Annotated in this window: 11 protein-coding genes; 8 read left to right on the top strand and 3 right to left on the bottom strand. The window is 55.4% G+C overall.

Annotation, left to right across the window (positions count from 1 at the left end; all coding sequences use genetic code 11):
* Positions 1-145 precede the first annotated feature (145 nt).
* The 3 genes from coaE to HNQ64_RS20085 are packed head-to-tail and all read left to right on the top strand — an operon-like array spanning position 146 to position 3,386.
* A complete protein-coding gene (coaE, locus tag HNQ64_RS20095; protein ID WP_184212056.1) occupies positions 146-760 on the top strand; it encodes a dephospho-CoA kinase in 615 nt (204 codons plus the stop codon).
* Positions 757-2,229: a transcription termination factor Rho gene (rho, locus tag HNQ64_RS20090; protein WP_184212054.1), complete on the top strand. Its 1,473-nt coding sequence runs from the start codon at positions 757-759 to the stop codon at positions 2,227-2,229. The genes coaE and rho overlap by 4 nt, the downstream gene beginning before the upstream one ends.
* Positions 2,226-3,386, top strand: a complete 1,161-nt coding sequence (locus HNQ64_RS20085) for a ribonuclease D (protein ID WP_184212052.1) — start codon at positions 2,226-2,228, stop codon at positions 3,384-3,386. The genes rho and HNQ64_RS20085 overlap by 4 nt, the downstream gene beginning before the upstream one ends.
* 57 nt (positions 3,387-3,443) lie before the next feature.
* Here the strand turns inward: HNQ64_RS20085 and purD are convergent, their stop codons facing one another.
* Entirely contained in the window at positions 3,444-4,694 is a 1,251-nt protein-coding gene (gene purD, locus HNQ64_RS20080) for a phosphoribosylamine--glycine ligase (protein WP_184212050.1), read from the bottom strand.
* 157 nt (positions 4,695-4,851) lie between these two features.
* Here purD and HNQ64_RS20075 point away from each other — a divergent pair, with 157 nt between their 5' ends.
* Both HNQ64_RS20075 and HNQ64_RS20070 read left to right on the top strand, forming a co-directional pair.
* A complete protein-coding gene (locus HNQ64_RS20075; protein WP_184212048.1) occupies positions 4,852-6,270 on the top strand; it encodes an MBOAT family O-acyltransferase in 1,419 nt (472 codons plus the stop codon).
* Positions 6,271-6,275: 5 nt separating this feature from the next.
* Complete coding sequence (locus tag HNQ64_RS20070; RefSeq protein ID WP_184212046.1) at positions 6,276-7,226, top strand: hypothetical protein; 951 nt, start codon at positions 6,276-6,278, stop codon at positions 7,224-7,226.
* A gap of 9 nt (positions 7,227-7,235) precedes the next feature.
* Here HNQ64_RS20070 and HNQ64_RS20065 read toward each other — a convergent pair whose 3' ends face one another.
* Positions 7,236-7,478 carry a glutaredoxin family protein gene (locus tag HNQ64_RS20065; RefSeq protein ID WP_184212044.1) on the bottom strand — a complete coding sequence of 81 codons (243 nt, stop codon included), beginning with the start codon at positions 7,476-7,478 and terminating at the stop codon, positions 7,236-7,238.
* 70 nt (positions 7,479-7,548) lie between these two features.
* On the opposite strand from HNQ64_RS20065, the gene HNQ64_RS20060 reads away from it, so the two are divergent.
* Positions 7,549-8,571 (top strand): methyltransferase, encoded by a 1,023-nt coding sequence (locus tag HNQ64_RS20060; protein WP_184212042.1) that lies wholly within the window; start codon positions 7,549-7,551, stop codon positions 8,569-8,571.
* A 59-nt stretch (positions 8,572-8,630) separates the two neighbouring features.
* Here the strand turns inward: HNQ64_RS20060 and HNQ64_RS20055 are convergent, their stop codons facing one another.
* The gene (locus tag HNQ64_RS20055; protein ID WP_184212040.1) at positions 8,631-10,394 is read right to left on the bottom strand and encodes a hypothetical protein; all 1,764 of its coding nucleotides are present in this window, start codon (positions 10,392-10,394) and stop codon (positions 8,631-8,633) included.
* Positions 10,395-10,575: 181 nt separating this feature from the next.
* Between HNQ64_RS20055 and HNQ64_RS20050 the strand changes: the two genes are divergently transcribed.
* Positions 10,576-11,082, top strand: coding sequence for a cation transporter (locus tag HNQ64_RS20050; RefSeq protein ID WP_184212038.1), 507 nt, complete (start codon positions 10,576-10,578; stop codon positions 11,080-11,082).
* A 164-nt stretch (positions 11,083-11,246) separates the two neighbouring features.
* Positions 11,247-13,985 (top strand): isoleucine--tRNA ligase, encoded by a 2,739-nt coding sequence (gene ileS / locus HNQ64_RS20045; protein WP_184212036.1) that lies wholly within the window; start codon positions 11,247-11,249, stop codon positions 13,983-13,985.
* Positions 13,986-13,988: the final 3 nt, after the last annotated feature.

Genomic DNA, 13,988 nt, shown 5'->3' with positions numbered 1-13,988 from the left:
TTATAACCATGCCTTCGGCTTTTTAAAAGCAGTGAAGCGGGCTCTCCCCGAGGAGTTTGACGAGGGGGCCTTGATTGCGGTTTGTGCTGTGGTTTCATTGCAATCTTTCCGCTCATCCACTTTCTAAAATTTCAGTCTTCCAACTATGACTTCATGGATCATCACCGGTGGTATTGGCTGTGGAAAAAGCTCAGTGACGGAATTGCTTGCTAAACACCTTCTTAAAAATGGATTTGAAGTTTTTTCGGCGGATCGCTCGGCACAGACTTTGATGGATGAGCCTGCGGTTCTGGGGGAATTGAAGCGACAGCTTGGGGAAGATGCAGTGGTTTCTAAAGACGGAAAAGACGTCGCGAATCGGGAGTGGCTGCGCAGTGAAGTCTTTGCCGATGTCGTAAAAAGGCAGATTTTGGAGAAGATCTTGCATCCGGGGGTGCTGCAAGACTTGGAAAAGAGCCGAGAAGCCCACTTGAATGGGGGGGCAAATCTTTTCCTTGCGGAGGTGCCCCTGCACTATGAGATTGGAGGTACAGTATCAGCGGATCTGATCATCGTCGTGGCTGCTAGCCCGGAAGTTCAGAAAAGGCGGTTGATGGAACGTCGAGGTCTCGACGAATCAATAATCGAACAGATGTTGAGGGCTCAGTGGCCCATCGAAGCCAAAGTTGAAAGAGGAGATGTGGTCATCTGGAATGATGGTGACCGCAGCGCTCTTGAAGCTCAAGTGCTGACACTGGCAAGACAGCATTGGCAAGCATGAATCCAACCGACTCCCCCGAGACCTCTTCTGAGGTCCTATCTCCCGCCACTGACGCGCCTGCTGCGGAAGTCCCTAAAGCCTTGGCTGCCGAGACACCTTCTGAGGTCGCCGATGTCCCTCCTACGCCAGTGGCCGATGGGCGAGGCCGTGCGGATGCGCCGCAGGAAAAGTTCTCGCCCCCTACAGCCGAACCGCCGTTCCCGGCTGAAATTTCCCTGAATGATCTTCAGGAAGCCTCGCTTTCAGAAATTCAAGCCTTGGCCGAGAGCGTGAACTTTCGCATGAACGCGAGTCGTTCCAAGCATCAGTTGATTTACGACCTGCTGGCCTGGATGGCAGACCATCGCACCCGTGTGAAGGTGGATGGTGTTTTGGAGATTGGCAGCGATAACTTTGGGCTGATCCGTTACCCAAAGTACAGTTTCGCTCCGCTGCCTGAGGATGTTTTCATCCCGCTCTTCTTGGTTCGGAAATTCAATCTCCGACCTGGCAACCAGATCACTGGCTATGCGCGTGCGCCTAAGGACCGGGATAAGTATCTGGCCATTGATCGCATCTTGGAGGTGGATGGGGTATCCATTGATACTTGGCAGCCGCCGGTGCATTTTGACAAATTGACCGCGATGTTCCCGAACCAGCGGATCATTCTGGAAATGGCCAAGCCTTGTCCAGCCTCTGTCCGCATCATGGACCTGGTGGCTCCCCTTGGTAAAGGCCAGCGTGGGTTGATCAATGCTTCCCCGCGCTCGGGTAAAACGGTGCTGCTAAAGGACATCGCGAAGTCCATTGTCCACAATCACAAGGAAATTTCCCTGATCATCCTTCTGCTGGACGAGCGCCCTGAAGAAGTGACGGATTTTGAAGAGTCTGTGAGCGGTTGCGAAATCTACAGCTCCACCTTTGATGAAAGCCCGAAACGTCACAGCCAATTGGCGGAACTGGTGCGTGAGCGTGCCTGCCGTCTGGTGGAAGCTGGGAAGGATGTGGTGATCCTGCTGGATTCCCTCACCCGTCTGGCGCGTGGTTACAATAGCCAGAGCGGGGGTGGTAAGGGGGCCCGAACGATGTCTGGCGGTATGGACTCGAAGGCCATGATCAAGCCGAAAAAATTCTTTGGCGCTGCCCGCAATGTGGAAGAAGGCGGTAGCTTGACGATCATCGCCACGGCTTTGATCGAGACAGAGAACCGCATGGATGACCTCATCTTTGAGGAATTTAAGGGAACGGGTAACATGGAGGCGACCCTGGATCGTGAGATCTCTGAGCGCCGTATTTTCCCAGCTTTGCACGTCTTGAAATCCGGCACACGCCGGGATGACCTTCTCTACCATCCAGACGAGTTCAAGCGTGTGTCCGCCATCCGCAAGCAACTGGCGCAGGTGCCGGCGGTGGAAGCTTTGGAGCTGTTGATCCGCAACATCAACCGCACCAGTAACAATGCTGAAATTTTGCTCACTGGTCTGAAATGAGTGACGTCGTCCCACCCCTGATCCCCCCGGCGATCGTTCCGGGTGACTATGTCTTCATTGATACAGCGGAGCATTTGCAGCAATGGTTGCAAGAGACGGAGGCACACATGCAGGCAACGGGTGAAAACCGCTGTTGTTTGGATACTGAGGCGGATTCGCTGCACCATTATCACGAAAAGCTGTGTCTCTTGCAGGTCGCGTGTGCGGGTCGCTTTGCGTTGGTTGATCCTTTGGCCATTGAGGATGTTTCTGGCTTGCTAGCGCTGCTAGATCGGCACGAGCTTTGGTTTCATGGGTCTGATTATGACCTCACGATGCTGCGCCGTACCTACGGGTGGGCTCCACGGGTGGTCCGGGATACGCAGATCGCGGCCCGTTTGGTCGGTTTCCGGCAGTTTGGGTTAGCCGCTTTGATCCATGCGATGTTTGGCCTGCAGCTTTCTAAAGCCTCGCAGAAGGCTGACTGGAGCCGCCGACCGCTGCCGGAGCACATGCTTTCTTACGCCGTGGATGACGTGCGTTATCTGATTCCCCTGGCGGATTATCTGATGAAGCTGCTTCGCGAAAAAGGGCGAGAGTCCTGGTTTGAAGAAAGCTGCCGCGATCTCCAGGTGGATGTGGCCGCGCGCAGCATGGCCCCGAAGGAAGACCCCTGGCGTGTGCAGGGCAGTGGCCGCTTGCATTCGAAGGGATTGGCCATTCTGAAAAGCATGTGGGAGTGGCGAGAAGGCATCGCCATGGAGCGGGACATTCCTTGTTACCGCGTGATGTCCAATAAACAGATGGTCATCTACGCGGAAACTTTCGAGGCGGGCGGAGTGATGAATCCCCCAGGGGGATGGAGGCCACGCTGGAAAAAAGAATTTCACGATCTCATCGCCGATGTCTTCCGTGCCGGGCAGGCGTCTTGGCCACAGCGTGTGAAGAAAGCGAAAGCGCGCCTCACAGATGCGCAGCGCGAGCAGATTGATAGCCTGTGCAGCCTCCGTGATAAGGTGGCAGAGAGCTTGGATATCGAAAGCAGCTTGCTAGGCTCCCGCAGCACTCTGGAAGAAGTGGTGGCTGAAAGCGCAGGCTTGGAGGCGCTGATGGTATGGCAGCGTGAACTGCTGAAGGAACCTCTGGCGAACATCTTGCCTCAAGCAGAGGCGGCCTAGGCAGATGAGCGGGGTGAAGCGGGCGGTTATCCGTCGCTTCACCCGTTTTCGCCGAGTTTAGTCAAAGTGCATGGTGGCGATGTCCGTGCGGCGTTGCAGGCCATCGAAGGTGACTTTTCGGGACTCGGCATAGGCTTTATCGCGGGCCTCTTGGCGGGTGGTGCCCTGCGCCACGATGGCTAAAACGCGACCACCGTTGGTCTCAAACTGACCCGCTGCATTTTTGCGCGTGCCACAGTGATACACGCGGGCACCTTCCACGCTCTCCAGACCAGAGATCACATCCCCATTACGGGAGCTGACGGGATAACCTGCGGATGCGGAGATGAGGCAAATGCTCCAGCCTTCGGCAAACTGGATGAGCTCAGGCTTGAGGCTGCCCTTGGCGGCTTCGAAGACGTAATTGGCAAAGTCACCACGGACCATGGGCATCACTGCCTCGGCTTCTGGATCGCCAAAGCGGCAGTTGAACTCCAACATTTGTGGGCCCGTGGGGGTGAGCATGATGCCGAAGTAGAGGAAACCACGATATTTCAGCCCATCCTTCTGCAGGCCTTGCACGGTGACTTTAACCATCTCGTTCTCAATCTGCGTCATTAGCTCGGGGGTGGCGAGCTGACGACTGGCCACGGCGCCCATGCCCCCCGTGTTGGGACCTTGGTCATTGTCGCCGATGCGTTTGTAGTCACGCGCGGGCATGAGGATCTGGTATTGATCATCACAGACAGAGACGAAGATGCTGATTTCAGGCCCGGAGAGGCATTGTTCGATGAGGAGATCTCCGGCACCGAAGACGCGTTTTTCCAACACGTCATCAATGAAGGCCTCAGCCTCTGCGCGGTCAGGGCAGACGGCTACGCCTTTGCCCGCAGCGAGACCATCGAATTTGAGGACGATGGGAAATTGATTGAGTGCGGCTTTGGCCTCAGCAGCCGTGGTGGCCACCGTGAAATCTGCGGTGGGGATGCTGTGGCGCTGGAGAAAACGCTTGGCGAAAATTTTGGAGGCTTCTAACTGGGCCGATTCTTTGTAGGGACCCCAACACGGAATGTTGGCTTCGGCGCATAGATTCGCCAGACCACGGTCTTTGACCAGCCAGGCTTCCTCACCGGCCACGCAGAGATCAATGGCGTGGTCTTTCATCCACTGGATCAGCTCTGGCAGGCCAGCCAAGTCCACGCGAGTGGCCAGAGTGGCGATGGCATCGCTGCCAGGGTACGAATACAGCTCGTGCTTTTGCGGGGATTCGCTCAATGCGGTGATGAGGGCGTGTTCGCGCCCGCCTTTGCCTGTGACCAAGATCTTCATGGGGCGGGATGGATAGCGCGCCAAGAGCCGGAGGCAACCGCGCATCGCAGAAGTGGAAAACTCTGCGTTGGTGAAGCCGCCTTTTGCACTCCTGCGGTTGATTCGGCTGCCATTTGGGTGAAAAGGGACGCAGACTTTTCTGGTCCCCTCATTTCGCATGTGGTTCAACAGTTTTGGATTTTGGCTTTTCTTCGGACTGGTGGCGCTGATTTACAGCCGCCTACGTCTTGTTGGCCAGAATGTGTGGCTGCTAAGTGTGAGCTACTTTTTTTACGGCTGCTTTGACTGGCGTTTTCTGGGGCTGATTTTCTTCTGCACGGTTTTGAATTACCACGCCGGCCTGAAGATAGCGGCGGCTGAGGATGCCAGGCAGCGCAAGTTCTGGCTGGGCTGGAGTCTGGTCATCAGTCTATCCATTTTGGCGGTGTTTAAATACCTGGGCTTTTTCACCCATGAGTTATCCGTGCTGCTGCAAACGATGGGGATGGTGGAGACTCCCTGGATCCTACAGATCATGCTGCCCGCTGGGATTTCTTTTTTTACGTTCCATGCGCTCAGCTACACGATTGATGTGTATCGGCGCGATACGCCTGCTTCACGGAATTTTGTGGAGTTTGCGCTGTTCATCTCGTTCTTCCCGCAGTTGGTCGCTGGGCCGATCAATCGCTCAACTCTACTGCTGCCGCAGATGGGAAAGGAGCGCCCTGCCTGTGATGAAAAGCGTTTTCGCGAGGGGCTGTATCTGGTGCTGACGGGGCTATTTTTAAAAGTGGTCTTGGCGGATAATATGGCCTGGCTGGCGGGGCATGTGTTTACAGCCAGGCCACAGGACTTGACTGGGGCTGAGGTCTTGCTGGGAGTGTATGCCTTTGCTTTTCAGATTTATGGAGATTTTGCCGGGTACAGCTCCATCGCCTGCGGCACGGCCTGCTGGTTAGGGTTTGATCTGGTCACGAATTTTCGTCGGCCTTATTTTGCCCTGAGCCCGCAAGATTTTTGGCAGCGTTGGCACATCAGTCTTTCGACTTGGCTGCGCGATTATCTTTACATTCCGTTAGGCGGCAATCGAGATGGGGCTTGGCGCACTTATCGGAATTTGCTAGTGACCATGCTGCTAGGCGGGCTGTGGCATGGGGCTGCCTGGACCTTTGTGGTGTGGGGGGGCATCCATGGCCTATGGTTAGCCATGCATCGTGCTTTCAGCCGAAGTGGGAAGGGGAGCGGTGCCTCATCTCCGAGGTGGCAAAAGACAGTGAAATGGCTGGTGACCTTTCATCTGGTCTGCCTGACTTGGCTGGTCTTCCGCGCAGAGAGCTTCGAGCAGGCCTGGGCGCTTTTTCTTCGTTTAGGAGCTGGCTGGACCCTGACACCTTATGCGCAGACGACGGCCTCTTTGATCGCCTTTTTCATTTTCCCCTGGTTGGCCTTTGAGGCATGGCTGGAAAGCCGGAAAGATGATCTGGCCCTGCTGAAAGTCGCGTGGTTTTGGCGGGCCGTATTGTATCTGTACTTGGTGCTGATGATGCTTTTCTTCCCACCGCCAGTGCCCGCAGAGTTTATTTACTTTCACTTCTGAACCGTATGAACTTGCTCCGTCTGGCTGAGGTGAAGGTGATTTTATTTGTGGTCCTGTCTTTGGCGGGGCTGGAGGTGGGCGCGCGATTGTTTGAGGTGCGTCTGTCCAAGGATGTGCGCCACATTCGCTCGCTGCCTGAAGCGGCAGCCTCTTTGAAAGCAGCGCCTGCAGAGCGGCTGAAAGTCCTTATTTTGGGCAATTCATTGTCCCGAGATGGCCTGGATAAAGAGATCCTCAAGACGGGCCTCACGAGGCTGACTGGGCGGGAGGTGGAACTGGTGGCGATGTACCCCGATGGCACCAGCATCAACCAATGGTATTATGGGTACCGCCGCTACTTTGACCAAACGGGGGCTCTGCCCGACTTGGTTTTGCTGGGCTCTGCCCGGTTGCATGTGCTGGATAACCGTTTTGAACCAGATCGCTTGGCTGCTTTTTACACCAGTGTGGCGGATATGCCTCAACTGTTAGGTCAACAAGAGGGGGATGTGGAAGCGATCTCAAAAGTATTACTGGCGCGAGTTTCGATGTCCTTTGCTCATCGTACGCGAGTGCAGCCGCTGGTTTTTTATAATCTCATCCCTGGTTATACCGAAACGAGTCAGACCATCGGTGTAGTGCGTGAGGAAATGGCCCCTGCGGTGCCAAAGGCCGATATGCCGCCCGAGACCTGCGAGATGCTGACAGAGCTTTTAAAAACGCTGAATGAGGGACATGTACACGCCCTCCTTTTGGCCATTCCCATGACCAAGCCATACACGATGCCGGACTGTGCCCTCGCCAGTGCGGCTGCGGCCCAGGTGCCAGTGATCGTGGCGGGAGAATCTCTGTACCAGCGGGCAGACTATTTTTACGATGGCTATCACCTCGGGCCTGAGGGCAGTGCCGAATACACAAGATTGCTGATTGAAAAAATCAGTCAAACTCCAGGGGCACTGCCACCGTTTTCTCGTTGAAGCGCCGACTTAAATGGCCTGGTGAGCTTTGAGAAAGGGGATGAGTTCATCCACGCCAAAGTCGGCCAATACTTCACCATCCCAGTCCATCGTCGGTGCTTTGCTCTGGCCTGAGAGTTCCACCATTTCCTTCATGGCGGCGGCATTGCCTGAGACGACCACTTTCTGATAAGGCAGTTTTTTGTCATCCATGTAGTCGAGGACTTCATCACACCAGGGGCAGCCGGTTTTTACGTAGAGAATCGGGGTCATGAGAAAAGGGGGAGGTTAAGACGTTGTTTCGCTGATAGCATACGTGTGCGACTTCTTCCATGATCCTTTTATGACCGACCTTACTGCCTCTCCCCGCACTGATCCCCTGAGTCTTTATCGCTATCGTGATGGCCTTTATGCAGTGGATCTCATCACGGCTGCTTTGCAGATGGATTTTTTCACTTGGCTGGCTTCTCACCCTTCCTCATTGCAGCAAATCTGTGCGCATCATGGTTTTAGCCCGCGTCCGGTGGATGTGATGATGACTCTATTTGCCACCCACGGCTGGGTTATGCAGAAAGACGGTGTGTTCCATCTTTCCGCAACAGGGCAAGAGCACCTGCATTCCAAGTCGGAGTGGTTTCTAGGCCCCTATTACGCCTCCCTGCATGATCGCCCCATCGCGCGCGATTACCTCGAAGTTCTGCGCACGGGTAAGCCTGCAGGTTGGTCCGGCGACAAGGCCGCTTTCGACTGGCATAAGGCGATGGAGCAGGAGGACTTTGCCCGCAGTTTCACAGCGGCCATGGATTGCCGAGGGCGATATCTAGCCCAGGCCTTGGCGAAAAGCCTCGATCTCAAGGGACGAAAGAAGCTGCTCGATATCGGTGCTGGTTCCGGCATCTACGCCTGCTGCATCGCGGCCCAGCATCCTCATTTGCAGGCGACCGTTTTTGATCAGGCTCCAGTGGACCGGATCGCGGTGAAATTGATCGTCGAGCGTGGCTGTGCAGACCGGGTCCGCGTCACCACGGGGAACATGTTTGAAGGTCTGCCGCTGGATTGTGATGTGCATCTTTACTCGAATGTCCTGCATGACTGGGATGTAAAAGAGGTGCGCGAATTGCTCGCCATCTCCCACGCTTCACTGCCTCCTGGTGGCCTGCTGATCATTCATGATGCCTTCATCCATGCGGATAAAACAGGCCCGCAACACGTAGCGGAATATTCCTGTCTGCTCATGCACTCCACCCAGGGCAAATGCTACAGCACGGGTGAGTATGCTGAACTGCTGGTGGAGGCGGGTTTCACTCCGGGCGACTACCAGGACACCGTGGTGGGGCGGGGATTTATGGTGGCAGTGAAGAATTAAACCAAAAGCCCCCTGCGGATGCTCCGCAGGGGGCTGATTTCTATAGTCTGAAAGCTGGCTTATTGCTTAATGATCGAATTGTCACGTTGCAGGAAATTGGAGATCCTGGTGATAACTGAAAAACCCGATCGTCCAAACTGATTGTATGTCGCAAAAATTCCAACGACTTGCTTGGTGGTGCCATCAAGCTGCAAATGTACAAGGCAACTATTGGTAATATTGCCTGGAAGATCGTCGTACGTGATGATGTTGTTTGTTCCTCGTCCATCATTTCTGAGCTTCAGCAATCGCCCCTGGAAGTTAAGGGTCTGGAGATCAGGTGAAATCGTAAAGGTGATGTTCGCACCTGCGGGTGGACCAGGAGTGCCGGTAGCATAAGGAATTATCGCATCTTGAGAATCCTCTGGTTCATTTGGCTGTCTGATGATGACGCCTTTATATGTACCTGCAGTGGGTGCCGCCGCAGCGTAGATGGCATCTTCCACAATGTTGCCTGAGAAAGCAAACATACTCGAGGTCGTTGTTTCCGTCTTTACATCCTTGGGTGGAAGAATAATTTGCCCCTGAGCGATGGATGCTAGGCTCCCGGAGTCCGGACGAAGCAAAACTCCTTCGAATGCTACCTTCCGTTTCACCGTCTTGGATTTCCCAGTTGGGGTTGTTGGCTCAATGGTATCTTCAATATTGACGGTCGCGGTAAATTTACCTGTTTTAGGGTCAATCTTGGTGGTGATAATCTTAGCCCAAAGACTCGGATCGAATCCGGAAGTGCTGCCTGCGCCGCCCGCAGCGATGCGCAGGGTGTTTTGGGCGGTCAATCCTGCTTTGACCGGAATATACTTCGTGTATGCAGTTCCTGGGAAAACCCCATCGTAGCCGATGTTAAAAATTTCGAGAGCGCTGATGCCAAAAAGATCGGCCACGGTTTCTCCTTTGGCTGGCACAGTCCAAGGCTCCATGGAAACCAACACATCCAGCGGGCCAAATCCTGCCCGGTAGCTCTTGTCTGTGATCTTCGGCAGGAGAGAAGATTTCTTCCACTGGAAGTCGTAACCAGCTTCGGCTGGCGTCATGTGGAAGCCCCCGCTATTGCGCTCAGTCAGGATAATCTTGCCTGCAAAGAAGCTATCATTCCTTTTGTAGGGATTCAGAAATGTCACATAACGGTAGTCTGGTCCTGCTGGTAGAGCGGCGGTAAACACCGTGCCATCACCCGTCTTGCCTGTCAGTTTCAGTAGTCCTTTGGCATCAATGCTACCAACGGCATAACCCGAACCGGCAGGATCATTTTGCCCTGGGGTATCAGCAAGTTCAAAGGCGGCAGTATAGGCTCCTGCTGCTGCGTAAGGAAGGGCACCTTTGGCGAAGGTGATCTGCTTGAAGCCATTTTCGGTACTGCCGATAGTGGTGGCCTCTTCATTGACGAAAATGTCTAAGGTATCATTTTCTTCGAAGTCTTTGATGGTGAGATTGACACTCAGATTGGGAATGTTTTTGCCGCGAACGATTTGGATCGTCGGGGCTGTAGCGGTGCCTGCGGGGGCATTGGCGACTAGAGATTCCGTATCGGCGTAACTGAGTGTGGCCTTGAGCGGATAGGTCTTATTTTCTAGTGTGGTTAGCTTGCCAGTCAAAGCCCCTTTGGTGGTGACTGCCAGGGTGACCAGACCGACGGGGGAACCTGCATCCCCATCCTGGGAATAAAGCAGGGCTTGGTAGTTGCCGGCAAGCCCTTCTGGAAAGGGCGTGGGAATGACGGGGGCCGCCCAGGCACTGGCAGTGCCGAGCAGAGCCATGGTAAGGCTAGTTTTGAATAATTTCATGGATTGGCGTGAGATGCTTGATGTCCGGTGGTGTGGGCTGGCGAGCCCTTCAAAAGAGCACGTTTGGGACCTCAACCAAGGCACATATACGCGATTTAGTATTTCAGGTGTCAGTTAACGAGAAACTTTTTTCTACATTTCAATAAAGAAAGGGCGTGGAAGGACGTCTGTGAAGGTGTCCATGAAAAAATCCCTCTTCGTCTCCCTTCTCCTGCTCGTCGCTGGCATCGCCCAAGCTGAAACCACCGTCACGCTGGAAGGCGTGCACAATTGCTGCAAAAGCTGCACGAACGGCATCGTCAAGGCGGGCACCAGTGTGAAGGATGTGACTGTCACGGCCGAGGGCGAAACGGTCACCATCGTTTCCAAGTCCAAGGCGAACGCTAAGAAGGCGGTCGAAGCGATCCTGGAAGCGGGTTATTATGGAAAATCTTCAGAAGAAACGGCCGCCTCTGCTGCTGCTAGTCCCAAGATGGGGAAAAAACTGACCGAGGCTAAAGTCACCGGAGCCCACCTGTGCTGTCAGAAATGTGTGAATGCCATGACTGAGGCTGTCAAAAGCGTTCCTGGGGTCAAGGAATACACCATCGAAAACAAGGCCGACACCTTCACGGTGAAGGGCGAATTTACAGAGGCGGATCTGATCGCTTCCATGAACAAGGCTGGTTTTCACGGTACTGTGAAATGAAGCTTCCCGGGCTTTGGCCCTTTGTTTGAATGTTTCGAAATCTCCGGTCGCCATCGCGGTGATCGGAGATTTTTTCTTGTTGTGCATCTCTAGAAGCCGGAGCGCATCCCTCTCTTGCCCTACGCGCCCCCATGGTCTAGGCTCTGCGCCCTTTTCCCGAATCCATGAGCGCCGAGCCTGCCCCTGCTAAGAACTACAAAGACACCGTCCTGCTGCCGAAGACTGACTTCCCCATGAAGGCGGATCTCGTCGCACGGGAGCCGCAGCGCCTGGCCAAGTGGCAGGAAGGCCAGCTCTACCAGCGCATCCAGGCTCAGAGCAAGGGAAAGCCCACCTTCATCCTGCATGATGGCCCGCCCTTCGCCAATGGCGACGTGCACATGGGCACCGCGCTGAACAAGATCCTGAAGGACCTCATCGTGAAGTCCAAAACGATGGCGGGTTTCCATGCCCCCTTCGTTCCAGGTTGGGATTGCCACGGGCTGCCCATCGAGTTCAAGGTCGTCAAACAGGCTGCAGGCCTGACCCCGGTGGAAGTGCGCCAGCGTTCTGAGGCGGAGGCCCGGAAGTACATTGATATCCAGCGCAACAGCTTCAAGCGCCTGGGCGTTTTTGGTGATTGGGAGAATCCTTACCTCACTCTGGCTCCCGATTATGAGGCCGGCATCCTGCGCACTTTTGGCAAGGCGGTGGAGCAAAAGCTGGTCTATCGCATGAAGCGTCCTGTGCTGTGGAGCTACGGTGCCCAGACCGCACTCGCTGAAGCTGAGGTGGAGTACAAGGAAAAGGTGAGTCCAGCGGTGTTTGTGAAGTTTGCTCTGCCTTCCGGTTCTGCCTTGGTTATCTGGACCACGACGCCCTGGACCCTCCCGGCCAACCTTGCCATCGCCCTGCATCCAGAGTTTGATTACACCGCTGGTACTTTTGTGCATGACAGTGGTCGCACGGAGCGGCTCACCATCGCTACGTCCCGTGTGGAAGCTTTCACCGCCAGCACCGGCTTCAAGCTGGATGCCACGCAGTCCATCACAAAGCTGAAGGGTAAGGATTTGGCTGGAAGCGAAGCTCAGCATCCTTTCCTGCCGCGCACGTCGAAGGTGATCAATACGCTCTTCGTGACGGATGATACGGGTACTGGCGCGGTTCACATCGCCCCCGGCCACGGTGCGGATGACTATCAAGCTGGGCGCGAGCACGGGCTGGAGATTCTTTCCCCGGTGGATGGCGATGGCAAATACACCGCTGAGTGCGGACTGCCCGAGTTCGTCGGCAAGCATGTCTTCCAGAGCAATGAAGGCATCATCGCCATTTTGGAAGAGAAAGGCGCACTGCTGGGTAACGAAAAGTATGTCCACCAGTACCCGCACTGCTGGCGCTCCAAAACGCCGATCATCTATCGTGCGGTCGAGCAATTTTTCATCAAGATCGACGACATCCGCGCTCGTGCTTTGGCGGAGATTGATAAAGTCGCCTGGCTGCCTGCCTGGGGGCGGAATCGCATTTATGGCACCGTGGAAAGCCGCCCAGACTGGTGCATCAGCCGCCAGCGTACCTGGGGTGTGCCGCTGCCGGTTTTTTATCAGGCCGATGGCACCATCATCATGGAAACCGCCATCATCGGCAAGGTGGCCGACATCGTGGCGAAGCAAGGCACCAATCTCTGGTTTGAAAAAGACGATGCCTGGTGGGCGGAAGCCGTGGGCCTGCCTGCGGATACGAAGCGTGGCAATGACACGCTGGACGTCTGGATTGACTCCGGCTGCAGCCACGTCTCCGTGCTGGACCAGCATCCGGAGCTCCACGCCCCTGCCGACATGTACATCGAGGCCACGGACCAGCATCGCGGCTGGTTCCAGAGCAGTCTCATGATGAGCATCGTCGCCCGCAATGCGGCTCCTTATAAGAGCGTCATCACTCACGGCTTCGTGGTGGATACCAGCGGCAAAAAAATCAGCAAGAGCGACCAGGGTGCTGCGGGCAAGAGCGCCAAGCCGATGACGGCCGACCACTATTACAACACCTACGGAGCTGACATGGTGCGTCTCTGGGTGGCCAGTGTGGACTACCAGAACGAAGTGCCTTTCTCCGAAGATCTCTTCAAGCAAAACAGCGAAAACTATCGCCGCATCCGCAACACGTTGCGTGTCTTGTTAGGCAATCTTCATGATGAGCCCAAGGACCTCGCGCCAGCCGCAGCCGATTACACTTTGATTGATCGCTGGATCCTGGAGCGCCTGCATACCCTGACCAAGGACTGTGTAGATGCCTATGCGGCCTATGACTTCCGCAAGGTCTTCACCCTGGTGAACCAGTTCATCACGGGTGATCTCAGCTCCCTCTACATTGATATCACCAAGGACCGGATGTACTGCGATGCGGCCAACAGCCCGCGCCGCCGCGCCACCCAGGCCTCCATCCGTGAGATCACGGAGACGCTCTGCCGTCTCCTGGCCCCCATCCTGGCCTTCACTGCGGATGAAGCCTGGGAACACCTGGGCCATGCCGATAGCCTGCACCTGGAAGTCTTCCCCCAGCCCAACCCGGCCTTTGCCCCCAGCGATGCCGCCACGGCGGTGGACCAGCTTCTCCAGGCCCGTGCCGTCATCCAGCAGGCCATCGAAAAAGCCCGTCAGGAGAAGAAGATCGGGTCCAACCTCGAGGCCACCGTTTCCCTGACGCTTCCTTCCAAAGGCTTCGATCACTCCGTCTTTGGTGATCTCGGCACCCTCCAGGAATTCTTCATCCTCAGCGACCTGAAGATCTCCCAAGGCACTGACCTAACTGCAAGTGTGGAAGTCTGCTCCAACCCCAAATGCGCCCGCTGCTGGAAACTGCTGCCGGATGTGGGGACCAACGACGCGCACCCGACGCTTTGCGGTCGGTGCGCTGAGGCGGTGGGATGATGG

The sequence above is a fragment of the Prosthecobacter dejongeii genome (assembly GCF_014203045.1).
Classification (GTDB): Bacteria; Verrucomicrobiota; Verrucomicrobiia; order Verrucomicrobiales; family Verrucomicrobiaceae; genus Prosthecobacter; species Prosthecobacter dejongeii.
Note: the sequence above shows the minus strand (reverse complement) of the source record. Positions and strands in the feature narration are given on the sequence as shown.

What these genes read in the sequence shown, in the direction of transcription:
- HNQ64_RS20070 (WP_184212046.1), top strand. Translation starts at nt 6,276, where the DNA reads ATGAACTTGCTCCGTCTGGCTGAGGTGAAGGTGATTTTATTTGTGGTC.
- coaE (WP_184212056.1), top strand. Translation starts at nt 146, where the DNA reads ATGACTTCATGGATCATCACCGGTGGTATTGGCTGTGGAAAAAGCTCA.
- HNQ64_RS20075 (WP_184212048.1), top strand. Translation starts at nt 4,852, where the DNA reads ATGTGGTTCAACAGTTTTGGATTTTGGCTTTTCTTCGGACTGGTGGCG.
- HNQ64_RS20055 (WP_184212040.1), bottom strand. Translation starts at nt 10,394, where the DNA reads ATGAAATTATTCAAAACTAGCCTTACCATGGCTCTGCTCGGCACTGCC.
- HNQ64_RS20085 (WP_184212052.1), top strand. Translation starts at nt 2,226, where the DNA reads ATGAGTGACGTCGTCCCACCCCTGATCCCCCCGGCGATCGTTCCGGGT.
- HNQ64_RS20060 (WP_184212042.1), top strand. Translation starts at nt 7,549, where the DNA reads ATGACCGACCTTACTGCCTCTCCCCGCACTGATCCCCTGAGTCTTTAT.
- HNQ64_RS20065 (WP_184212044.1), bottom strand. Translation starts at nt 7,478, where the DNA reads ATGACCCCGATTCTCTACGTAAAAACCGGCTGCCCCTGGTGTGATGAA.
- HNQ64_RS20050 (WP_184212038.1), top strand. Translation starts at nt 10,576, where the DNA reads ATGAAAAAATCCCTCTTCGTCTCCCTTCTCCTGCTCGTCGCTGGCATC.
- purD (WP_184212050.1), bottom strand. Translation starts at nt 4,694, where the DNA reads ATGAAGATCTTGGTCACAGGCAAAGGCGGGCGCGAACACGCCCTCATC.
- rho (WP_184212054.1), top strand. Translation starts at nt 757, where the DNA reads ATGAATCCAACCGACTCCCCCGAGACCTCTTCTGAGGTCCTATCTCCC.
- ileS (WP_184212036.1), top strand. Translation starts at nt 11,247, where the DNA reads ATGAGCGCCGAGCCTGCCCCTGCTAAGAACTACAAAGACACCGTCCTG.